General features: G+C 62.3%; 37 protein-coding genes. 5 read left to right on the plus strand and 32 right to left on the minus strand.

From position 1 onward, the window contains the following. Positions 1-77: 77 nt before the first annotated feature. Together AC51BJ_RS07405 and AC51BJ_RS07410 are read right to left on the minus strand one after the other, a co-directional pair. Positions 78-647: an alkaline phosphatase PhoX gene (locus tag AC51BJ_RS07405; protein WP_430432848.1), complete on the minus strand. Its 570-nt coding sequence runs from the start codon at positions 645-647 to the stop codon at positions 78-80. 67 nt (positions 648-714) lie between these two features. Then, positions 715-1,638, minus strand: a complete 924-nt coding sequence (locus AC51BJ_RS07410) for a CysB family HTH-type transcriptional regulator (RefSeq protein WP_304013964.1) — start codon at positions 1,636-1,638, stop codon at positions 715-717. 109 nt (positions 1,639-1,747) lie between these two features. Between AC51BJ_RS07410 and AC51BJ_RS07415 the strand changes: the two genes are divergently transcribed. From AC51BJ_RS07415 to cobA, 5 genes are read left to right on the plus strand one after another with little or no spacing between them, the layout of a single operon-like run. Continuing rightward, positions 1,748-2,533 (plus strand): sulfite exporter TauE/SafE family protein, encoded by a 786-nt coding sequence (locus AC51BJ_RS07415; protein ID WP_430432846.1) that lies wholly within the window; start codon positions 1,748-1,750, stop codon positions 2,531-2,533. A 55-nt stretch (positions 2,534-2,588) separates the two neighbouring features. After that, on the plus strand, positions 2,589-4,271 hold the full coding sequence (locus AC51BJ_RS07420; RefSeq protein WP_425762878.1) for a nitrite/sulfite reductase: 1,683 nt from the start codon (positions 2,589-2,591) through the stop codon (positions 4,269-4,271). Beyond that, on the plus strand, positions 4,264-4,878 hold the full coding sequence (locus AC51BJ_RS07425; protein ID WP_430432844.1) for a DUF934 domain-containing protein: 615 nt from the start codon (positions 4,264-4,266) through the stop codon (positions 4,876-4,878). The genes AC51BJ_RS07420 and AC51BJ_RS07425 overlap by 8 nt, the downstream gene beginning before the upstream one ends. After that, on the plus strand, positions 4,875-5,603 hold the full coding sequence (locus tag AC51BJ_RS07430) for a phosphoadenylyl-sulfate reductase (protein WP_496279809.1): 729 nt from the start codon (positions 4,875-4,877) through the stop codon (positions 5,601-5,603). The genes AC51BJ_RS07425 and AC51BJ_RS07430 overlap by 4 nt, the downstream gene beginning before the upstream one ends. Next, positions 5,587-6,390: a uroporphyrinogen-III C-methyltransferase gene (gene cobA, locus AC51BJ_RS07435; protein ID WP_430432842.1), complete on the plus strand. Its 804-nt coding sequence runs from the start codon at positions 5,587-5,589 to the stop codon at positions 6,388-6,390. Before AC51BJ_RS07430 ends, cobA begins: the two co-directional genes overlap by 17 nt. Positions 6,391-6,497: 107 nt before the next feature. On the opposite strand, the gene rplQ is transcribed toward cobA, so the two are convergent. The 30 genes from rplQ to AC51BJ_RS07585 all read right to left on the minus strand — a co-directional run. Then, entirely contained in the window at positions 6,498-6,890 is a 393-nt protein-coding gene (gene rplQ, locus AC51BJ_RS07440) for a 50S ribosomal protein L17 (RefSeq protein ID WP_020647632.1), read from the minus strand. Between the two features lie 86 nt (positions 6,891-6,976). Beyond that, complete coding sequence (locus AC51BJ_RS07445; protein ID WP_024300631.1) at positions 6,977-7,954, minus strand: DNA-directed RNA polymerase subunit alpha; 978 nt, start codon at positions 7,952-7,954, stop codon at positions 6,977-6,979. Between the two features lie 42 nt (positions 7,955-7,996). Continuing rightward, entirely contained in the window at positions 7,997-8,626 is a 630-nt protein-coding gene (gene rpsD / locus AC51BJ_RS07450; RefSeq protein WP_019919613.1) for a 30S ribosomal protein S4, read from the minus strand. Between the two features lie 13 nt (positions 8,627-8,639). Beyond that, a complete protein-coding gene (gene rpsK / locus AC51BJ_RS07455; RefSeq protein ID WP_008061749.1) occupies positions 8,640-9,029 on the minus strand; it encodes a 30S ribosomal protein S11 in 390 nt (129 codons plus the stop codon). Between the two features lie 16 nt (positions 9,030-9,045). Further along, entirely contained in the window at positions 9,046-9,411 is a 366-nt protein-coding gene (rpsM, locus tag AC51BJ_RS07460; protein WP_019919614.1) for a 30S ribosomal protein S13, read from the minus strand. Positions 9,412-9,465: 54 nt separating this feature from the next. Beyond that, complete coding sequence (rpmJ, locus tag AC51BJ_RS07465; protein WP_081627205.1) at positions 9,466-9,579, minus strand: 50S ribosomal protein L36; 114 nt, start codon at positions 9,577-9,579, stop codon at positions 9,466-9,468. Positions 9,580-9,611: 32 nt separating this feature from the next. Then, positions 9,612-9,830 carry a translation initiation factor IF-1 gene (gene infA, locus AC51BJ_RS07470; RefSeq protein WP_008061745.1) on the minus strand — a complete coding sequence of 73 codons (219 nt, stop codon included), beginning with the start codon at positions 9,828-9,830 and terminating at the stop codon, positions 9,612-9,614. Positions 9,831-9,836: 6 nt separating this feature from the next. Then, entirely contained in the window at positions 9,837-11,162 is a 1,326-nt protein-coding gene (gene secY / locus AC51BJ_RS07475; protein ID WP_019919615.1) for a preprotein translocase subunit SecY, read from the minus strand. Positions 11,163-11,165: 3 nt separating this feature from the next. Further along, complete coding sequence (gene rplO / locus AC51BJ_RS07480) at positions 11,166-11,600, minus strand: 50S ribosomal protein L15 (RefSeq protein WP_019919616.1); 435 nt, start codon at positions 11,598-11,600, stop codon at positions 11,166-11,168. Further along, positions 11,601-11,783 carry a 50S ribosomal protein L30 gene (gene rpmD, locus AC51BJ_RS07485; RefSeq protein WP_008061740.1) on the minus strand — a complete coding sequence of 61 codons (183 nt, stop codon included), beginning with the start codon at positions 11,781-11,783 and terminating at the stop codon, positions 11,601-11,603. A gap of 8 nt (positions 11,784-11,791) precedes the next feature. Continuing rightward, on the minus strand, positions 11,792-12,316 hold the full coding sequence (gene rpsE, locus AC51BJ_RS07490) for a 30S ribosomal protein S5 (protein WP_304001125.1): 525 nt from the start codon (positions 12,314-12,316) through the stop codon (positions 11,792-11,794). Positions 12,317-12,336: 20 nt separating this feature from the next. After that, entirely contained in the window at positions 12,337-12,690 is a 354-nt protein-coding gene (gene rplR / locus AC51BJ_RS07495) for a 50S ribosomal protein L18 (protein ID WP_019919618.1), read from the minus strand. A gap of 11 nt (positions 12,691-12,701) precedes the next feature. Further along, positions 12,702-13,235, minus strand: coding sequence for a 50S ribosomal protein L6 (gene rplF, locus AC51BJ_RS07500; protein WP_496279810.1), 534 nt, complete (start codon positions 13,233-13,235; stop codon positions 12,702-12,704). Positions 13,236-13,245: 10 nt separating this feature from the next. Then, complete coding sequence (rpsH, locus tag AC51BJ_RS07505; RefSeq protein WP_019919620.1) at positions 13,246-13,641, minus strand: 30S ribosomal protein S8; 396 nt, start codon at positions 13,639-13,641, stop codon at positions 13,246-13,248. A 12-nt stretch (positions 13,642-13,653) separates the two neighbouring features. Continuing rightward, positions 13,654-13,959, minus strand: coding sequence for a 30S ribosomal protein S14 (gene rpsN, locus AC51BJ_RS07510; RefSeq protein ID WP_019919621.1), 306 nt, complete (start codon positions 13,957-13,959; stop codon positions 13,654-13,656). Positions 13,960-13,966: 7 nt separating this feature from the next. Beyond that, on the minus strand, positions 13,967-14,506 hold the full coding sequence (gene rplE, locus AC51BJ_RS07515) for a 50S ribosomal protein L5 (protein WP_019919622.1): 540 nt from the start codon (positions 14,504-14,506) through the stop codon (positions 13,967-13,969). A 9-nt stretch (positions 14,507-14,515) separates the two neighbouring features. After that, complete coding sequence (gene rplX / locus AC51BJ_RS07520; RefSeq protein WP_019919623.1) at positions 14,516-14,833, minus strand: 50S ribosomal protein L24; 318 nt, start codon at positions 14,831-14,833, stop codon at positions 14,516-14,518. A gap of 19 nt (positions 14,834-14,852) precedes the next feature. After that, positions 14,853-15,221 (minus strand): 50S ribosomal protein L14, encoded by a 369-nt coding sequence (rplN, locus tag AC51BJ_RS07525; RefSeq protein ID WP_008061731.1) that lies wholly within the window; start codon positions 15,219-15,221, stop codon positions 14,853-14,855. A gap of 155 nt (positions 15,222-15,376) precedes the next feature. Next, positions 15,377-15,646, minus strand: coding sequence for a 30S ribosomal protein S17 (rpsQ, locus tag AC51BJ_RS07530; protein WP_018228087.1), 270 nt, complete (start codon positions 15,644-15,646; stop codon positions 15,377-15,379). Next, on the minus strand, positions 15,643-15,837 hold the full coding sequence (gene rpmC / locus AC51BJ_RS07535) for a 50S ribosomal protein L29 (RefSeq protein ID WP_019919624.1): 195 nt from the start codon (positions 15,835-15,837) through the stop codon (positions 15,643-15,645). The genes rpsQ and rpmC overlap by 4 nt, the downstream gene beginning before the upstream one ends. A gap of 3 nt (positions 15,838-15,840) precedes the next feature. Continuing rightward, positions 15,841-16,254, minus strand: a complete 414-nt coding sequence (gene rplP, locus AC51BJ_RS07540; RefSeq protein WP_008061728.1) for a 50S ribosomal protein L16 — start codon at positions 16,252-16,254, stop codon at positions 15,841-15,843. Further along, positions 16,223-17,077, minus strand: coding sequence for a 30S ribosomal protein S3 (gene rpsC / locus AC51BJ_RS07545; RefSeq protein WP_019919625.1), 855 nt, complete (start codon positions 17,075-17,077; stop codon positions 16,223-16,225). Before rpsC ends, rplP begins: the two co-directional genes overlap by 32 nt. Positions 17,078-17,082: 5 nt before the next feature. Then, positions 17,083-17,412 carry a 50S ribosomal protein L22 gene (gene rplV / locus AC51BJ_RS07550; RefSeq protein WP_020163430.1) on the minus strand — a complete coding sequence of 110 codons (330 nt, stop codon included), beginning with the start codon at positions 17,410-17,412 and terminating at the stop codon, positions 17,083-17,085. Between the two features lie 12 nt (positions 17,413-17,424). Further along, the gene (gene rpsS / locus AC51BJ_RS07555; RefSeq protein WP_008061716.1) at positions 17,425-17,700 is read right to left on the minus strand and encodes a 30S ribosomal protein S19; all 276 of its coding nucleotides are present in this window, start codon (positions 17,698-17,700) and stop codon (positions 17,425-17,427) included. A 10-nt stretch (positions 17,701-17,710) separates the two neighbouring features. Continuing rightward, the gene (rplB, locus tag AC51BJ_RS07560) at positions 17,711-18,538 is read right to left on the minus strand and encodes a 50S ribosomal protein L2 (RefSeq protein ID WP_304001127.1); all 828 of its coding nucleotides are present in this window, start codon (positions 18,536-18,538) and stop codon (positions 17,711-17,713) included. Beyond that, positions 18,538-18,864, minus strand: coding sequence for a 50S ribosomal protein L23 (gene rplW, locus AC51BJ_RS07565; RefSeq protein ID WP_020163428.1), 327 nt, complete (start codon positions 18,862-18,864; stop codon positions 18,538-18,540). Before rplW ends, rplB begins: the two co-directional genes overlap by 1 nt. Beyond that, complete coding sequence (gene rplD, locus AC51BJ_RS07570) at positions 18,861-19,484, minus strand: 50S ribosomal protein L4 (RefSeq protein ID WP_304030756.1); 624 nt, start codon at positions 19,482-19,484, stop codon at positions 18,861-18,863. The genes rplW and rplD overlap by 4 nt, the downstream gene beginning before the upstream one ends. 10 nt (positions 19,485-19,494) lie before the next feature. Continuing rightward, positions 19,495-20,136 carry a 50S ribosomal protein L3 gene (gene rplC / locus AC51BJ_RS07575; RefSeq protein WP_024300633.1) on the minus strand — a complete coding sequence of 214 codons (642 nt, stop codon included), beginning with the start codon at positions 20,134-20,136 and terminating at the stop codon, positions 19,495-19,497. A 104-nt stretch (positions 20,137-20,240) separates the two neighbouring features. Then, positions 20,241-20,552, minus strand: coding sequence for a 30S ribosomal protein S10 (gene rpsJ, locus AC51BJ_RS07580; protein ID WP_018413334.1), 312 nt, complete (start codon positions 20,550-20,552; stop codon positions 20,241-20,243). A 76-nt stretch (positions 20,553-20,628) separates the two neighbouring features. Next, the coding region (locus tag AC51BJ_RS07585) for an EF-Tu C-terminal domain-related protein (RefSeq protein ID WP_496279662.1) at positions 20,629-20,773 on the minus strand (145 nt) is incomplete at its 5' end.

Genomic DNA, 20,773 nt, shown 5'->3' on the forward strand with positions numbered 1-20,773 from the left:
AGTATAGGCCGCAGCCCGCCGCTGCCGCCCGCGACCGCGTCACGGGAGCCGCGCGGAGGACGGCGTGCGCAGGCCGGTCAGCCGACGACCGGCTGCGTATCGAGGCGGGTGCGATCCGGCGAAAGCGCTGCGGCGGTCCTGTCGCGGCACAGCGCCGCCCCCTGCCAGGCAAAGCTGAGACTGGCCGCATCGCCCAGCGCCTCGCGCCAGACCAGTGCCGCGCCAGCGTGATCGCACAAGAGAAGCTGACCACCGTCCGCGCGCGCCTGCACGCAGAACAGCGCGTCGATGCGGCTGGCGCCCGCCCGGCGGGCGGCGTCGGCAGGGCGAGCCAGCACATCGGCCACGTTCAGCTGTGCGTCCCACAGCAGGAAGCCCTGGCGCGCGGGCACCAGCGGCAACCAGCGCCCGTGGCCGGCGTCGCCCAGGCGTGCGACGTAGAGCGCGCCATGTTGCAGCGCCCCACCATCCGGCAGCGGGCCGATGAACTTATAGACGTGCTCGGGTTGGGCGGCCTCGGTCAGATAGAGCACGCAGCGCCCGTCTTTTGCTTGCAGCGGTGCGCTTGCAAGGTAGGTGACGCCGGCCAGTACGGCATGTCGGCCGGTCGGATCGAGATGGAGGGGATGCAGGGGCGCCACGGTCATGGTCGGATCTTGAGTGGAAACAATTCCGACACTGTCGCCCGGCGAAGTTACCGGCCGATGAAAACCTTCAGCCGCGGCCGAGTGCCCGGTCGACCACATCACGGGTGAGCGAGGCGGCGAAGGCCTCGATGAAGGCGTAGGTGTAGCCGCGCAACCAGGCGTTGCGGTGCAGGCCGATGCGTGTGGTGCTCGACTCGAACAGGTGGGCGCAATCGACCGCGCGCAGACCGCGGTCCTGCTCCGGATCGAACGCCATCTGCGCGACAATGCCGACGCCGAGGCCGAGCGCCACATAGGTCTTGATAATGTCGGCGTCGATGGCGCTGAGTGCCACGCGCGGCGTCAGCCCGCGCTCGGCGAAGGTCTGGTTCACGCGCGATCCGCCGGTGAAGGAAAAGTCATAGGTGATGAGCGGCCAGGCGGCGATCGCTTCCAGTGTCAGCGGTTTCACGTCGAGCAGCGGATGACCGGGTGGCGCGATCAGGCAGCGGTTCCACTGGTAACAGGGCAGGCTGACCAATTGTTCGTAGTCGTCGATCGCTTCGGTCGCGATCGCCAGATCGGCCGCGCCGGACAGCACGAATTCGCAGCATTGCGTCGGATTGCCCTGGTGCAGTTCGATCTGCACCCCCGGGTGGGCGCGCAGGAACTCCGATAACACGCGCGGCAGCACGTAGCGCGCCTGGGTATGGGTCGTGGCGATCGACAGCCGACCGAGGTCACCGCTGGCGTACTCGTCACCGACCTGCCGCAGCGCGCCGATGTCGCGCAGCATGCGACGAGCGATTGCGACCACCTCCTCGCCAGGTCGGGTGATCGCCACCAGTCGCTTGCCCTGGCGCACGAACACATCGACGCCAAGCTCCTCCTCCAGCAGGCTGATCTGCCGCGACACGCCGGACTGCGAGGTGTGCAGCGCGCGCGCCGCCTCGGACACGTTCAGGTTGCGCTGTGCGACTTCGGCGACGTAACGCAGCTGTTGCAGGTTCATGTCCCACTCCAATTAGCACTGGAAGTCATTTCGATCTTACTTCAAAGCATTTCCAATTATCTTCGAAGGCCGCTACCCTCGGTCGCCTTAAAGTGCAGAAAGTGCATTCATGGATTTCGGTTATTCGGTCGCGGGCTTTTTCGTCGGCGCCATCGTCGGTCTGACCGGTGTGGGCGGCGGCTCGCTGATGACGCCGCTGCTGGTGCTGCTGTTCGGCATCCACCCGGCGGTCGCGGTCGGCACCGATCTTCTGTACGCGGCCATGACCAAGGCCGGCGGTGCGGTCGTGCATGGTCGCAATGGAACAGTGGATTGGCGCATCGTCGCCGCGCTGGGCACCGGCAGCGTGCCGGCTGCGGCGCTGACGCTGTGGTGGTTATCGACGCATTCCGGCTCGGCCTATGGCAGCCAGTCGCTGATCAGCGGTACGCTCGGTGTGGCGCTTGTCCTGACAGCGTGCGCGCTGCTTTTCCGAGCCCGTTTGCAGGCTCTGGCCGAGCGGCCGGGCATCGGCGAGTTCCGCGAACGCCATCTGCGGGGGCTGACCATCGCCACCGGCGCAGTGCTGGGTCTGTTGGTGACGATCTCTTCGGTGGGCGCCGGCGCACTTGGCACGGCGGCACTGGTATTTCTCTATCCGCGGCTGTCTGCGGTGCGCATCGTCGGCAGCGACATCGCGCATGCCGTGCCGCTGACCCTGGTGGCCGGCATGGGCCACTGGTGGCTGGGCAATGTTGACTGGACGCTGCTCGGCGCACTGCTGGTCGGTTCGCTGCCCGGCATCGCGCTCGGCAGCCAGATCGCGGCGCGCATGCCCGAACGATTCCTGCGTCCGCTGCTGGCCAGCATGCTGTTCGGCATCGGCGGAAAACTGAGCCTGAACCTTCTAGGCTGAAAGAGGGCAACGGGTCGTCCGGCATGGGTCGGACACCCATGACTGGACCACCCTTATGTATCGCTACGACGATTACGACCGCGCGCTGGTGATCGAGCGCGTCGCCCAGTATCGCGACCAGTTGCAGCGCAATCTGGCCGGCGAACTGTCGGAAGACGAGTTCCGCCCGCTGCGTCTGCAGAACGGCCTCTACATCCAGCGCCATGCGCCGATGCTGCGCATCGCCGTGCCCTACGGCATGCTGTCCAGCGTGCAGTTACGCAAGCTGGCCGACATCGCCCGCCGCTACGACCGCGGCTACGGTCACTTCACGACGCGCCAGAACATGCAGCTGAACTGGCCGAAGCTGGAGGACACCGCCGATATCCTGGCCGAACTGGCGACGGTGGAAATGCACGCCATCCAGACCTCGGGCAATTGCATCCGCAACATCACGACCGATCCCTTCGCCGGCGTGGCGCCGGACGAGATCGTCGATCCGCGTCCGTACTGCGAAGTGCTGCGCCAGTGGTCGACCTTCCATCCGGAGTTCGCCTTCCTGCCGCGCAAGTTCAAGATCGCCGTCAGCGGGACGCTTGAAGACCGTGCGGTGACCTACGCGCACGACGTCGGCCTGCAGCTGTACCGCGACGACAAGGGCGAAGTGCTGGTACGCGTCATCGTCGGCGGCGGCATGGGTCGCACGCCGATCCTCGGCAGCGTCATTCACGACGCCCTGCCCTGGCCGCACCTGCCGACCTATCTCGACGCCGTGCTGCGCGTCTACAACCGCTACGGCCGCCGCGACAACGCCTACAAGGCGCGCATCAAGATCCTGGTCAAGGCGATCGGCGCCGAAGAGTTCGCGCGTCAGGTCAATGAGGAATGGCAGCTCGAGCGCGACGGCATCGCGACCGTCACCGAAGCCGAACTCGATCTGGCCCGCGCCGCCTTCTCGGATCCCGACGCCCCCGCCCGTCCCGCGCGCGATGCGTCCTTCGATGCGCACCTCGCCGAAGACCGCGCCTTCGCCCGCTGGGTGTCGCGCTGCGTACGTGCGCACAAGCGTCCGGGCTACCGCTCGGTCACGCTGTCGCTGAAGCCGCACGGCGTCGCACCGGGCGACATCACGTCGGAACAGATGGAAGCCGTCGCCGATCTGGCCGACCGCTACAGCTTCGGCGAACTGCGCGTGACGCACGAACAGAACCTGGTGCTCGCCGACGTCGCGCTGGCCGACCTGTACGACCTGTGGCAGGGCGCGCGCGCGCACGGACTGGCGACGCCCAACATCGGGCTGCTGACCGACATGATCTGCTGCCCGGGCGGCGACTTTTGCTCGCTGGCGAATGCCAAGTCCATCCCGATCGCGCAGGCCATCCAGGCCGAGTTCGACGATCTGGACTACCTGTACGACATCGGCGACCTGGAGCTGAACATATCCGGCTGCATGAATTCCTGTGGTCACCATCACGTCGGCCATATCGGCATTCTCGGCGTCGATAAGGCCGGTTCCGAGTGGTACCAGGTGTCGATCGGCGGCGCCCAAGGCAACACCACGTCGCTCGGCGACGTGATCGGCCCGTCGTTCGCCGCGGACGAAGTGCCGGGTGTGATCAAGAAGCTCATCGAAACCTATGTCGAGGCGCGCACGCCGGAAGAGCGCTTCCTCGACACCGTACGCCGGCTCGGCGTCGCGCCGTTCAAGGCCCGCGTGTACGGCGAAACCGCAAAGAAAGCCGAGGTGGCCCATGGCTGACCTGATCCGCGGCAACACGCTCGCACACAACGAATGGACCTGGGTGAAGCTGCCCGAATCGACCGAACCGGTGCGCAAGGCCGCCGGCAAGGTGGTCATGTTCAAGCTGACCGGTGAACCGGCCGCCCCCGAAGACGTCGTTGCCGCCTGTGAAGTGCCGGCCGGCAAGGTGATGATTCCGTTGACCGTGTGGCTGCGTCGTCGTGAAGAGCTTGCGGCACGCGTTGCCGCCGGCGAGATCGCAGTCTGGCTGGACAGTCACGAGGAACCGGCCGAACTGGCGGAAAGCCTCGGCGGTGATCTGAACCGGCTGCCGTTGATCGGCGTGAACTTCCCCAAGTTCATAGACGGTCGTGGCTTCTCGATCGCCTTCATCCTGCGCACCCGTTACGGCTACCGCAACGAATTGCGCGCGCTGGGCGACGTGCTGCGCGACCAGATGTTCTTCTTCCGCCGCACCGGCTTCGACGCCTATCTGCTGCGCGCCGACCAGAAGCCGGAGCGCTGCATCGCTGCGCTGAACGACTTCACCACGCCCTACCAGACCTCCACCGACGGCATCACGCCAGTGTTCCGTCGGCGCATCGGGCAGAAGGCGATCGCATGAAGAACCCGCTGATCCATCCGAACATCACCGACGCGATGCGCGCGACGGTGGCGCAGAAGACCGCGGCGGCGACCGAACTGCTGAAACAGGCCGCTGCCGAGTTCCAGCCCATCGGCTTCGCCAGCAGCATGGGCGCGGAAGACATGGTGCTGACCGACCTGATCCAGCGCAACGCGCTCGACATCGAGATCTTCACGCTGGATACCGGCCGTCTGCCCGCGGAAACCTACGACCTGATGGCGAAGGCGGAACAGCACTACGGTGCACGCCCGGTCACCTTCTTTCCGCGTCACGAGGCGGTTGAAGAGTACGTGCGCAAGCACGGCATCAACGCCTTCTACGACTCGGTGGACCTGCGCAAAGCCTGCTGTGCGATGCGCAAGGTCGAGCCGCTGAAGCGCGCGCTGGCCGGCAAGAAAGCCTGGATCACCGGCATGCGGGCCCAGCAGTCGGCGACGCGGAGCGCACTGCCGACGCGCGAATTCGATGAAGGTCACGGTATCGAGAAGTTCAATCCGCTGTCCGACTGGACCGAGCGCGAGGTGTGGGTCTACATCCATACCCACGAAGTCCCGTACAACGAACTGCACGAGCGCTTCTTCCCGAGCATCGGCTGCCAGCCCTGTACCCGCGCAATCTCGCCGGGCGAGGACATCCGCGCCGGACGCTGGTGGTGGGAGAACCCGGAAAGCAAGGAGTGCGGTCTCCATGTCAAGGCCGGCTGAACACCGCTCCCCCGGCAAGGTCTGGCTGGTCGGCGCCGGTCCGGGCGCCGTAGACCTGCTGACTGTGCGCGCGGTCCGGCTGCTCGCCGAAGCCGAGGTCGTGCTGCACGACGCGCTGATCGGCGACGACGTGCTGTCGCTCGCACCTCAAGCAAAGCACATCGCGGTTGGCAAGCGCTGCGGCAAGCAGTCCACCGCGCAGCGCTTCATCAACCAGAAGCTGATCCACGCGGCACGTACGCATGCCCGCGTCGTTCGTCTCAAGGGCGGTGATCCGATGCTGTTCGGTCGCGCGCAGGAAGAGATGGATGCGCTGGCCGCCGCAGGTATCGATTACGAAGTGGTGCCGGGCATCACCGCGGCCAGCGCCGCCAGCGCGCAGCTCCGCGTATCGCTGACGCGTCGCGGCATCGCGCGCAGCGTTGCGCTGCTGACGCCGCGCGCCGGCGAGGGCGAAAATCCCTCGCAGGCGTTGCGCGCCAATGCCGACACACCAACGCTGGCGCTCTACATGGCCTCGCACGAATCGATGGCGATTGCACGCGAGCTGATGAGCTACGGCCGCGACCCGGGCACTCCGGTAGCACTGGTCGAGAACGCGAGTCACCCGTCCTCGCGAGAGGGCTTCACGACGCTTCAGGGGCTCTCGGAACAACCGATCGGCGCCTTGCTGGGCACCGCGGGAATACCCGAGGGGCCGGTGCTCGTGATGCTCGGCGACGTATTCCGTGAAGTCCTGCAGCAGCACACGCCGATCTGGCAGGACGACAGCGCCAGCGCGGCCTGACGCCGCGACTCCATCACGCACACTCCGCTACGCGACAGTGTGCGAACGACGCCCAAACAAAAAGCCCCGCATCGCGGGGCTTTTTGTTTGGTACCGATGGAATTCGCTTACTCGGCGACTTCAACCGGCTCCGCACTCTCATCCGGGCGATCCATCAGCTGGACGAATGCCATCGGCGCATTGTCGCCGACGCGGAAGCCCATTTTAAGGATGCTCAGGTAACCGCCATTGCGGTTAGCGTAGCGGGGGCCGAGCACGTCGAAAATCTTGCACACGACTTCGCGGTCACGCAGACGCGAGAAGGCGAGGCGGCGGTTCGACAGGTTCGGCGTCTTGCCAAGGTTGATCAGCGGCTCGACGACGCGGCGCAGTTCCTTGGCCTTCGGAACCGTGGTCTTAATGGCTTCGTGGCGCAGCAGCGACACGGCCATATTGCGGAACATCGCTTCGCGATGCGAGCTGGTGCGGTTAAGCTTTCTGAGACCGTTACGATGACGCATGATGACTCCGTATAAATTATGCGGCCACCGCGGGTCAGGCAGGTGGCCGGTTCATCTTGTATCCGGCGCGGTGCGCCGGTACGGTGTTATGCCCGATCGAGGCCGGCGGGCGGCCAGTTCTCGAGCTTCATGCCCAGCGTGAGACCACGCGAGGCAAGCACTTCCTTGATTTCGTTCAGCGACTTGCGACCCAGGTTCGGGGTCTTCAGCAGTTCGTTCTCGGTACGCTGGATCAGATCGCCGATGTAATAGATGTTCTCGGCCTTGAGACAGTTGGCCGAACGCACCGTCAGCTCCAGGTCATCGACCGGGCGCAGCAGGATCGGATCGATCACCGCCGGCTTGCGCTGCTCGACGGCCGGCGCAGTGCCTTCCAGCTCAGCGAACACCGACAGCTGATCAACCAGGACGCGGGCAGCGTAGCGCACTGCCTCTTCCGGTTCGACAGCACCGTTGGTTTCGACATCCATCACCAGACGATCGAGGTCGGTACGCTGTTCAACGCGCGCCGACTCAACCGAATAGCTAACGCGGCGAACCGGGCTGAAGCTCGCATCGAGAACGATGTGACCGATCGCCTTATTCTCCGAAGAGCTCTGACGAACGGTACCCGGCACGTAACCACGGCCCTGTTCGATCTTGAACTGAAGATCCAGCTTGCCGCCCGGCGCAACGTGAGCGATCACGTGCTCCGGATTGACGATCTCGACATCGTGCGTGACCTCGATATCGCCAGCCGTCACGACGCCTTCGCCATTGCGCGACAGGCGCAGATAGGCCTCGGAGCGGTTGTGCAGCTTCAGCACGACACCCTTCAGATTCAGCAGGATATCGACCACGTCTTCACGCACGCCGTCCAGCGTCGAGTACTCGTGCAGAACGCCTTCGATCTGCACTTCGGTCGGCGCATAGCCGGGCATCGACGACAGGAGAATGCGACGGAGCGCGTTGCCCAGCGTGTGCCCGAACCCGCGTTCGAACGGCTCCATCACAACGCGTGCGTGAGCCGGGGAAAGATTTTGTACGTCAATGATTCGCGGTTTCAAGAGAGCATTGCTTTGCATCTGCAGTCCTCAGTGACGTCAGCAGGCTGATCGCACCAGCGATCAGCGGGAGTACAGTTCGACGACCAGACTTTCGTTGATCGTCGAGGGCAGGTCGGTACGGGCCGGCAGCGACTTGAACACACCGCGTGCAGCCTTGGAATCGACGTCCAGCCACTCGGGGAAACCGCGCGAAGCCTGGGCTTCGAGCGCGCCCTTCGAGCGCAGATGGCCCTTGGCACGTTCGGTCAGCTCGACCACATCACCCGGACGCACTTCGTACGACGGGATGTTGACGCGCTTGCCATTGACCAGCACGCCGTTGTGACGCACGACCTGACGCGACTCGGCACGCGAAGCGCCAAAACCCATGCGGTAAGCAACGGTATCCAGGCGGCTTTCCAGCAGTTGCAGCATGTTCTCGCCGGTCTGACCCTTGCGGCGCTCGGCCTCGGCATACACGCGGCGGAACTGACGCTCGAGCACGCCATAGATGCGACGGATCTTCTGCTTTTCACGCAGTTGCTGACCGAAACCGGACAGGCGCTGGCCGGACTTTTGTCCATGCTGACCCGGGGCATACGAACGGCGCTCGATGGCGCACTTGTCGGTGAAGCACTTTTCGCCCTTCAGGAAGAGCTTTTCGCCTTCACGACGGCATTGACGGCACTTCGCGTCGAGATTACGAGCCATTCTCTAATTCCTCTTAGATGCGCCGACGCTTGGGCGGACGGCAACCGTTGTGCGGGATCGGCGTGATGTCGGTGATCGACGAAATCTTGATGCCGAGCGCATTCAGCGCACGAACGGCCGACTCGCGACCCGGGCCGGGACCCTTGATGCGGACTTCCAGGTTTTTCACACCGCATTCGACAGCGACCTTGCCAGCGGCCTCTGCGGCCACCTGTGCTGCAAACGGCGTGCTCTTGCGCGAACCCTTGAAGCCGGCGCCGCCCGACGTTGCCCACGACAGGGCGTTGCCCTGACGGTCGGTGATCGTGATGATGGTGTTGTTGAAGGAAGCGTGAATGTGCGCGATGCCTTCCGCGACGTTCTTCTTGACCTTCTTCCGGACTTTTGCAGCACTCTTGACCATGATCGTGTCCTATTGCTTATTTCTTGGCGCCAGCGATCGACTTGCGCGGACCCTTGCGGGTGCGGGCATTCGTGCGGGTGCGCTGACCACGCAGCGGCAGGCCACGACGATGACGAACACCGCGATAGCAGCCCAGATCCATCAGGCGCTTGATGTTCATCGTCACTTCACGGCGCAGGTCACCCTCGATGGTGAACTTGCCGACCTCTTCCCGCAGCCGATCCATTTCGGCCTCCGAGAGGTCCTTGATCTTCGTCGTGCGGGCAATGCCGGCAGCGTCGCAAATCTTTTGTGAGCGGGAACGACCAACCCCGAAAATCGCCGTCAGAGCGATCTCGGTGTGCTGGTGGTTAGGAATGTTAACGCCGGCGATACGGGCCATGCAGTCACCCCGAAAAGCGAAACCTTAAATGTTATCAAAGACCACTAGCCAACGTCAACCTTGACGCTGCTTGTGACGCGGATCAGCACAAATGATGCGGACGACACCGTGGCGACGGATCACCTTGCACTTGCGGCAGACGCGCTTTACAGATGCTTGGACTTTCATCCCATTTCTCCAACTGGAACCAAACGCCGGACCTACTTGGCGCGAAACACGATGCGACCTTTGCTCAGGTCATAAGGCGTGAGCTGCACCGTTACCTTGTCACCGGGAAGAATGCGGATGTAGTGCATCCGCATCTTTCCGGATATGTGCCCGAGAACCACGTGTCCGTTTTCGAGCTTCACGCGAAACGTCGCATTCGGCAGGGTTTCAACAACTTCACCCTGCATTTCAATGACATCTTCCTTGGACATAGCTACCTAACGCGTCGGGAACCCAGCCCCGCGGAAATTCGCCTTCTTCAGAAGGCTCTCGTACTGATGAGACATCACGTACGCCTGCACCTGGGCCATGAAATCCATCGTCACTACAACGATGATCAGCAGCGATGTGCCGCCGAAGTAGAACGGAACATTCCACTTCAGGATCAGGAACTCAGGCAGCAGGCAGACCAGCGTGATGTACACCGCACCGACCAGGGTGAGACGCGTCAGGATCTTGTCGATATAGCGCGCCGTCTGTTCGCCCGGACGAATGCCCGGAACGAAGGCACCGCTCTTCTTCAGGTTGTCCGCCGTCTCCTTGGCGTTGAAAACCAGCGCCGTATAGAAGAAGCAGAAGAAAACGATTGCCGTCGCGTACAGCAACACGTAGATCGGCTGTCCAGGCGACAACGTGGCAGCCAGATCCTTCAGCCAGCGCGTGCTGTCCGTCGTTGCGAACCAACCCGCCAGCGTCGCCGGGAAGAGGATGATCGACGACGCGAAAATCGGCGGAATGACACCGGCCATGTTCAGCTTCAACGGCAGGTGAGAACTCTGTCCACCGTACACCTTGTTGCCGACCTGACGCTTCGCGTAGTTGACTAGGATCTTGCGCTGACCACGTTCGACGAAAACCACCACGGCCGTCACAGCGAACACCAGGGCAACGATGAACAGCGCCGTGAGTTCGTGCATCGCGCCGGTATTTACCAGCTCGAGAAGCCCACCGATGGAACCCGGAAGCCCCGCAGCGATACCGGCGAAGATGATGATCGAGATACCGTTGCCAATGCCGCGTTCGGTGATCTGCTCGCCCAACCACATGAGGAACATAGTCCCGGTGATCAGAGTCGAGATCGTCACGAAGCGGAACATCATCCCCGGATCGAGCACCAGTCCCTGCTGCGACTCGAGCGCAACGGAAATACCGAACGCCTGGAACAGCGCGAGCGCCAGCGTTCCGTAACGCGTGTACTGCGTGATCTTGCGACGGCCCGCCTCACCTTCCTTCTTCAGCGCCTCAAGAGACGGCACTGCGACGGTGAGCAGCTGCATGATGATCGACGCCGAGATGTACGGCATGATCCCCAGCGCGAAAATCGTAAAACGCGACAACGCACCGCCGGAGAAGAGGTTGAACACGCCGAGGATGCCGCCCTGCTGCCCCTGGAACAGTTCCGCGAGACGAGCAGGATCGATACCCGGGACCGGAATATGCGCACCGAGGCGATAGACCAGCAGCGCGCCTGCGAGGAACCACAGGCGACGCCACAGATCACCGAACTTGGCGCTACGGCCGGGCTGCTGGGCGGCAGTAACCAACGCTTACTCTCCGACCTGGCCGCCAGCGGCTTCGATCGCAGCGCGCGCACCCTTGGTCGCGCCGATGCCCTTGAGCACGACGCGGCGGGTGATCTCGCCCGACAGAACCACCTTGGCAGACAGCGCGTCACGAGACACGAGGCCAAACTGCTTGAGCACGAGCAGATCAACGTCCTCGACCGGCAGACGCGACAGCGACGAAAGATTGACTTCCTCGTTGCGCGCGCGGGTCAGTGACGTGAAGCCACGCTTCGGCAGACGGCGCTGCAGCGGCATCTGGCCGCCTTCGAAACCTACGCTCTTCCAGCCGCCCGAACGCGACTTCTGACCCTTGTGGCCGCGGCCGCAGGTCTTGCCCAGGCCACTGCCCATGCCGCGACCGACGCGACGGCGCGCGTGCTTCGAGCCCTCGCCGGGCTTGATGTCATTCAGTTCCATTTAAGCCTCGACCTTCAGCAGGTAAGACACCTTGGTGACCATGCCGCGGACCGCCGGCGTGTCCTCAAGGACGACGGTGTGATGCAGACGGCGCAGACCCAGGCCGCGCACCGTGGCGCGGTGATCCTGCTTGCGACCGATCAGGCTCTTCACCAGAGTGACCTTCAGAGTTTTTTCAGCCATCACAGACCTCAGCCGAGAATGTCCGCCACGGTCTTGCCGCGCTTGGCGGCAATCTCCGACGGCGTGCTCATGCGCAGCAGGCCGTTAAGCGTGGCGCGCACGAGGTTGTAAGGATTCGACGAGCCGAGCGACTTGGCGACGACGTCCGTCACGCCCATCACTTCGAACACGGCGCGCATCGGACCGCCGGCGATGATGCCGGTACCGGCTGCGGCCGGCTGGATCAGCACGGTCGACGCGCCATGGTGGCCGACGATCGGGTGATGGAAGCTGCCATCGCGGAGGCTCACACGAACCATCTTGCGACGCGCCTCTTCCATCGCCTTCTGCACGGCCACCGGCACTTCACGCGCCTTGCCCTTGCCCATGCCGATTCCGCCGTCGCCGTCACCGACCACGGTCAGAGCCGCGAAACCGAGAATACGACCACCCTTCACCACCTTGGTGACACGGTTGATCGACACCATTTTTTCACGCAGGCCGTCGTCGCGTTCTTCCTGGGCCTGGTTTTGCTTGCGTTGCGGTTTAGCCATCGCTTGAGTCGCCTGATCAGTTAGAACTTGAGACCGCCTTCGCGGGCGGCCTCAGCGAGCGCCTTGATACGGCCGTGGTACTTGAAACCACCACGATCGAATGCCACCTGCTCGATACCTTGCGCGCGAGCGCGCTCGGCAATCAGCTTGCCGACCAGCGTGGCCGCCTTGACGTTGCCGCCGTTGCTCACTTCCTTGCGCACCGACTCTTCGATAGTCGACGCCGCTGCGAGCACGCGGGTGCCGCAACCGGAATAGACCTGCGCGTAGATGTGGCTGTTGCTGCGGTGAACCGACAGACGAACGGCCTTCAGTTGGGCGATGCGCGCACGGGTCTGGCGGGAGCGGCGCAGACGGGAAATGTTCTTGTCCATGTTCGTCACCCTTACTTCTTCTTGGTCTCTTTGATCACCACCACTTCGTCCGCGTAGCGAACGCCCTTGCCCTTGTACGGCTCGGGCTGGCGATACGCGCGGACTTCAGCGGCGACCTGACCAACGAGTTGCTTGTCGACACCCTTGATGCGGATTTCCGTCGGCGCCGGTGTTTCCACCTTGATGCCGTCGGGCATCTGATGAACGACCGGGTGCGAGAAACCAAGCGACAGGTTCAGCTTGTCGCCTTGCGCCTGCGCCTTGTAGCCCACACCGACCAGCAGCAGCTTGCGTTCGAAACCCTGCGTGACACCCTGAACCATGTTCGCGACCAGCGCGCGCATGGTCCCGGAGAGCGCCTTGGTGTTCTCGGCGCCTTCGATCTGACCGAAGCGGATCTCGCCGCCATCGACCGTGACCGAAACAGCCGGGTTGATCACGCGGCGGATCTGGCCGAGCGGACCCTTGACCGAAAGCTCGCCGTTGCTCAGAGCAACGTCGACACCCTTCGGCACAACAACTGGATTCTTTGCAATACGTGACATGTCTTCGTCCTCAAGCCACGATGCACAGCACTTCGCCGCCGACCTTCTCGGCGCGGGCCTTGCGATCGGTCATAACGCCACGGGGCGTCGAAACGATGGCCACACCCAGACCGTTCATCACGCGAGGCAGATCGTCCATGCCGCGGTAAACGCGAAGACCAGGTCGACTGACGCGCTCGATGCGCTCGATGACGGGGCGGCCCGAGTAATACTTCAGGACCAGTTCCAGCTCAGCCTTGCCACCGTCGGTGCGCACGCTGAAACCGTCGATATAACCTTCGGACTGCAGCACCCCGGCGATCGCCACCTTGAGTTTCGAGGACGGCATGACAACAGAGCCCTTCTGTGCCATTTGTGCATTGCGGATGCGGGTCAGCATGTCCGCAATCGGATCACTCATGCTCATCTTGTACCCCTGTTACCAACTAGCCTTGACCATGCCGGGCACTTCGCCGCGGAAGGCCGCTTCACGCAACTTGTTGCGGCAAAGACCGAATTTGCGGAACACACCGCGCGGACGCCCGGTCTGCTCGCAACGATTGCGAAGACGCGTCGGGCTGGAATTGCGCGGCAGCGCTTGCAGCTTCAGGCGAGCGGAAGCACGATCTTCGTCGGACGCGGACATGTCAGCGATGACAGCCTCGAGCGCAGCGCGCTTGGCGGCGAACTTCGCAACCAGCTTCTCACGCTTCTCTTCACGGTTTTTCAATGCCAACTTGGCCATGGCAACCTCAATTCTTGAACGGGAACTTGAACGCGGCGAGCAGAGCCTTGGCTTCCTCGTCGGTCTTGGCGGTCGTCGTGATGCTGATGTTCATTCCACGGACCTTATCGACCTTGTCGTACTCGATTTCCGGGAAAATGATCTGTTCCTTGATGCCGATGTTGTAGTTGCCACGGCCGTCGAAACCCTTGCCAGACACACCACGGAAGTCACGCACGCGCGGCATCGCCACGGTGATCAGACGATCCAGGAACTCGAACATGCGGGGACCGCGCAGCGTCACCATGCAGCCGATCGGATAACCCTCACGGATCTTGAAACCCGCGATGGCCTTACGGGCCTTGGTGACGACCGGCTTCTGACCAGCGATCTTGACCATGTCGCCCACGGCGTGCTCAAGAACCTTCTTGTCACCCACCGCTTCGCCGACACCCATGTTCAGCGTGATTTTGGTGATGCGCGGAACTTCCATCACCGACTTGTAACCGAAGCGAGCCGTCAAATCGCCCACAACGGTTGCTTTGTAAAAATCTTGCAAGCGCGCCATTGTCGTTCCTTAAGCCTTGACCAACTCGCCATTCGACTTGAAGAAACGGACCTTCGTACCGTCTTCAAGTGTCTTGATGCCCACACGATCACCCTTGCTGGTGGCCGGGTTGAACAGCGCAACATTCGAAATGTCGATCGGCATTTCCTTCTCGACGATGCCGCCCTGCTGACCCTTCATCGGGTTCGGCCGCTGATGCTTCTTCACGCGGTTTACGCCCTCAACCAGAACCGAGCGCTCATCAACGCGACGCAGCACGGTACCGCGGCGACCGCGATCCTTGCCCGTCAGCACCACCACTTCATCGCCCTTGCGAATCTTTTCCATCTGACTCTCCAGCCTGGCCTCAGAGAACTTCCGGCGCCAGCGAAACGATCTTCATGAAACGCTCGCCGCGCAGCTCACGCGTGACCGGCCCGAAAATGCGGGTACCGATCGGCTCGAGCTTGTTGTTCAGAAGCACTGCGGCATTGCCGTCGAACTTCACGAGCGAACCGTCCGGACGACGCACACCCTTCGCAGTGCGAACAACCACCGCGTTATAGACCTCGCCCTTCTTGACGCGACCACGGGGCGCAGCATCCTTGATGCTGACCTTGATCACATCGCCAATACCGGCGTAACGGCGCTTGGAACCACCCAGCACCTTGATACACATGACCGAGCGCGCGCCGGTGTTGTCGGCCACGTTCAGCATGGATTGCATCTGGATCATTTGTTATCTCCAACTTGTCCCGCTCTGAGAGCGGTCAGTCTTGGACCCGTCAGGGTGTAGGACGAGCCCAACAAAACTTTGAGGCTCGGCGAAGCAAAGCGCGCCACAATAGCACGCAGGGAGGAACTACACAAGCCCCTCCCTGAAATACGTCTTCAGATCACGCGAGCCTGTTCTACAACCTGCGTAACCTTCCACGCCTTCGTACGGCTGATCGGGCGACACTCTTCGATCTGAACAAGATCGCCTTCGTGCGCTTCGAGGCCTTCGACGTGCGCGTGATACTTCTTCGACCGCATGATCACCTTGCCGTAGAGCGGGTGCTTCACACGACGCTCCACCAGAACGGTCACGGTCTTGTCCATCTTGTCGCTGACCACTCGGCCGACCAGCGTGCGATGAACCTTTTGATTGGTCTCGCTCATTTCGTACTCGCTTTCTGTTGCAGCAGGGTACGAACGCGCGCGATATCGCGGCGCACGTTCTTCAGTTCGCTGGTGTTGGTCAGCTGTTGAGTGGCCTTCTGCATGCGCATAGAAAACTGCGCCTTCAGGAGATCCATCAACTCCTTGTTCAATTCAGCGGCATCTTTCGTCCGCAGATCCTTGGCTTTCATCGCTTACCCCAGCTGTCGCACGACAAAGGTGGTTTCGAGCGGGAGCTTGGCAGCCGCCAGGCGGAACGCCTCGCGCGCCAGCGCCTCGTCGACGCCGTCCATCTCGTACAGCACCTTGCCCGGCTGAATTTCCGCAACCCAGTACTCCGGATTGCCCTTGCCGTTACCCATACGCACTTCCGCCGGCTTCTTCGAGATCGGCTTGTCGGGGAAAATGCGAATCCAGATACGACCACCGCGCTTGATGTGACGCGTCATCGCACGACGTGCGGATTCAATCTGACGAGCCGTCAGACGACCGCGCGACGTGGCCTTGAGACCGTACTCGCCAAAGGAAACCTTGGTGCCGCGGGTGGCGAGGCCCGTGTTGCGGCCCTTCTGCTCCTTACGGTACTTTCTTCTCGCCGGCTGCAGCATTGCTAGCTCCTGACTTTCTGACTCGTTGCTGAGTGGACTTCACGTCGGCATCCCCTGCCGGTGCGCCGCCTTCGGGCTTCGCATCACGAGCGGGACGGCGGCCGGCCGGGCGGTTGTCGCCTTCGGGGCGACGACCGTCACGACGCGGACGACGTGCGTTATCGTTTTCTTCGGTAACAGCAGGCGCTTCGCCGCGGGCAAGCATTTCGCCCTTGAACACCCACACCTTGATACCGATCACACCGTAGGTCGTCTTCGCTTCAGACGTTCCGTAATCGATGTCTGCACGCAGCGTGTGCAGCGGTACGCGACCTTCGCGATACCACTCACGGCGAGCAATCTCGATACCGTTCAAGCGGCCCGACGACATGATCTTGATGCCCTGAGCACCGAGGCGCATGGCGTTCTGCATGGCGCGCTTCATCGCGCGGCGGAACATGATGCGCTTTTCGAGTTGCTGGGCGATCGAATCGGCGATCAGCTGCGCGTCGATCTCCGGCTTGCGGATCTCCTCGATGTTGACGTGCACAGGCACGCCCATCATCTTGGCCAGTTGCGCCTTGATCAGTTCGATCTCTTCGCCCTTCTTGCCGATCACCACGCCCGGACGGGCCGAATACACGGTGATGCGGGCATTCTTGGCCGGGCGCTCGATGACCACGCGACCGACGGACGCGTGCGCCAGCTTCTTCTTCAGGAACGCGCGAACCTGCAGATCCTGATTGAGCATGCGCGGGAAGTCCTTGCTGGACGCGAACCAGCGCGAAGCCCAGTTATGCGTGACCGCCAGACGGAAGCCGGTCGGATGAATCTTCTGTCCCATAACCTTCAGTCTCCAACCGTGACGAACACGTGGCAGGTCGGCTTCACGATGCGATTACCGCGTCCCTTGGCCCGGGCGGTGAAGCGCTTGAGCACAACACCCTTTTCCACGTAAATGGTCTTCACCTTGAGGCTGTCGATATCGGCGCCATCGTTATGCTCGGCATTGGCGATTGCGGACTCGACGACCTTCTTGATGATCTTTGCGCCCTTCTTGGGGCTGAAAGCCAGAATATTCAGAGCCTGACTGACCGACTTGCCGCGGATCAGATCGGCGACCAGCCGACCCTTTTGCGCCGACAGGCGCACACCGCGAAGATTTGCACGGGTTTCCATTGTCATCGCTCCTTACTTCTTCGCTTTCTTGCCTGCGGTGTGACCCTTGAACGTACGGGTCAGCGCAAACTCGCCCAGCTTGTGGCCGACCATGTTTTCCGAAACATAGACCGGAATGTGCTGGCGGCCGTTATGCACGGCGATGGTGAGACCGATGAAGTCCGGCAGAACGGTCGAACGACGCGACCAGGTCTTGATCGGACGCTTGTCATTCGACGCGCGAGCCGTATCCACCTTGGCCAGCAGGTGGGCGTCGACGAACGGGCCTTTCTTGATTGAACGTGCCATTGCCTACCTCTTATCGCTTGTAGCGGCGCTGCACGATCATGTTGCTCGTGCGCTTGTTGCTGCGGGTGCGGTAGCCCTTGGTCGGCTGACCCCACGGGCTGACGGGAACGCGGCCTTCACCGGTACGGCCCTCACCACCACCATGCGGGTGATCGATCGGGTTCATCACGGTACCGCGAACCGTCGGGCGCACACCGCGCCAACGGGTTGCGCCGGCCTTGCCAAGCTTGCGCAGGTTGTTTTCTTCGTTGCCCACTTCGCCGATGGTCGCGCGGCACTCGACGTGCACACGACGGATTTCACCGGAACGCAGACGCAGTTGGGCGTAGGTGCCTTCGCGCGCCAGCAACTGAACCGAGGTGCCCGCAGCGCGCGCCAGCTGCGCGCCCTTGCCCGGCGTCATTTCGATGCAATGCACCGTCGAACCGACCGGAATGTTGCGCAGCGGCAGAGCATTGCCCGACTTGATCGGCGCTTCCGAACCACTGACCACCTGCTGACCGACCACCATGCCCTTCGGAGCAATGATGTAGCGGCGCTCGCCATCGGCGTAGCACAGCAGCGCGATATGCGCCGAACGGTTCGGGTCGTATTCGATGCGCTCGACGGTCGCGACGATGCCATCCTTGTTGCGACGGAAATCGATCACGCGATATTGCTGACGGTGACCACCACCCTTGTGACGGGTCGTGATCCGGCCGTGGTTATTGCGACCCGAGGTCTTGTTCTGGCTCTCGGTGAGCGAATCAACCGGGCGACCCTTGTACAGGGTCGGATTGACGACCTTGACGACGGCACGGCGGCCGGCCGAAGTCGGCTTGACTTTGACGAGTGCCATTAGACAGCCCCTCCTTCAGCGAACTCGATGTCCTGGCCCGGCTTGATGCGCACAAAGGCCTTCTTCCAGTCGCTGCGACGGCCGAACGTGCGGCCAAAACGCTTGATCTTGCCCTTCACGTTCAGGACCTGAACCGACAGGACTTCGATCTTGTTGTCGCCCTTGCTGAACAGCAGTTCGACCGCAGCCTTGATCTCCGGCTTGGTAGCATCCGGCGCAACCTTGAACACGACCTGGTTGTTACGGTCGGCAATAAAGGTCGCCTTCTCGGAAATCTGCGGCGCGAGCAGAACCTGCATCAGCCTTTCCTGCGAAAAGTTGCTCATGCCCACATCTCCTCGAATTTGCTCATCGCGCTGCGCGTGACCAGCACCTTGCCGAAGCGGATGAGCGAAACCGGATCCGTCTCGTGCGCTTCCAGGACCAGCACGTTGTGCAGGTTGCGCGAAGACAGGAACAGGTTCTCATCGAGTTCGTCGGTGATCACGAGCACCGAATCCAGACCCATGCCCTTGAGCTTGCTCGACAGCAGCTTGGTCTTCGGAGCCTCGACATTGAAACTATCGACCACAGCGATACGGTCTTCGCGAGCCAGCTGCGAGAGGATCGCGGCGATGCCGGCGCGATACATCTTGCGATTGACCTTCTGCGAGAAGTTCTCGTCGGGCGAGTTCGGGAAGATGCGGCCGCCACCACGCCACAGCGGGCTAGACGACATACCGGCGCGTGCGCGACCAGTGCCCTTCTGACGCCACGGCTTGCGCGTGGTGTGCTTGACCAGCGTACGGTCCTTCTGAGCACGGGTACCCTGGCGAGCGTTGGCCTGATAGGCCACGACCACCTGATGAACCAGCGCTTCGTTGTATTCGCGGGCAAACAGAGCGTCCGGCGCCTGCACCGTCGCCGCCTGTTGACCGGCGTCGTTCAATACCTTCAATTCAGCCATCGCGCTCTCCTCAGCCCTTGACCGCCGGCAGCACGACAACGTCGCCGCCCTTGGAACCCGGAATTGCGCCCTTGATGAGCAGCAGCTGACGGGCCTCGTCGATACGCACGACCTCCAGCCCCTGTTGGGTGCACTTGACGTCACCGAGGTGACCGGCCATGCGCTTACCCGGGAAAACGCGACCCGGGTCCTGCGCCATACCGATAGAACCCGGCGAGTTGTGCGAGATCGAGTTACCGTGCGACGCACGGTTGGACGAGAAGTTGTGGCGCTTGATGGCACCGGCAAAGCCCTTACCGATGGACGTACCCGTCACATCGACCTTCTGGCCTACCGAAAACACCGAGGCGGGGCTGATCACATCACCTGCCTTGAATTCGGCGAGCTTGCCAGCGTCCACACGGAATTCACGCAGCACCTCACCGGCCTCGACACCTGCCTTGGCGAAATGACCTGCGGCGGCTTTGTTCACGCGAGTAGCGCGACGCTTGCCGAAAGCGACCTGCACCGACGTGTAACCGTCGGTTTCTGCTGTCTTGATCTGGGTAACGCGATTGTTCGACACATCCACGACCGTCACCGGAACGGTTTGCCCGTCATCGGTGAAAATACGCGTCATGCCGACCTTGCGACCCACAAGGCCTAGAGTCATGTTTTTCTCCTCATCCCGGTTGCGATTGACCGGGATCCGTTTCAACTGCCACCGGAACATCCGATGACGCTTACCGGCAAAAAGAACGCCGGAAAAGACTGCACTTACTGAAGCTTGATCTCGACATCCACACCCGCCGGCAGATCGAGCTTCATCAATGCGTCGACGGTCTTGTCGGTCGGATCGATGATGTCCATCAGGCGAACATGGGTACGGATTTCAAACTGATCGCGCGAACTCTTGTTCACGTGCGGCGAACGCAGCACGTTGAAACGCTCGATGCGGGTCGGCAGCGGCACGGGTCCACGAACGACGGCACCGGTGCGCTTTGCGGTATCCACGATCTCAAGAGCCGACTGATCGATCAGGCGATAGTCGAATGCCTTGAGGCGAATACGGATCTTCTGGCTTTGCATTGGATTTTCCCAAAGAGCGAAAGAGCAAAGCCGGGTAGCAGAAGCCACCCGGCGCAAAAGCTGACGATTGTACTAATTATTCGACGATCTTTGCAACCACGCCGGCGCCGACAGTACGGCCGCCTTCGCGGATCGCGAAGCGCAGACCTTCTTCCATCGCGATCGGGGCGATCAGCTTCACCGTGATCGAAACGTTGTCGCCCGGCATCACCATTTCGGTG

The sequence above is a fragment of the Methyloversatilis sp. S146-33 genome (genome assembly GCF_059552495.1).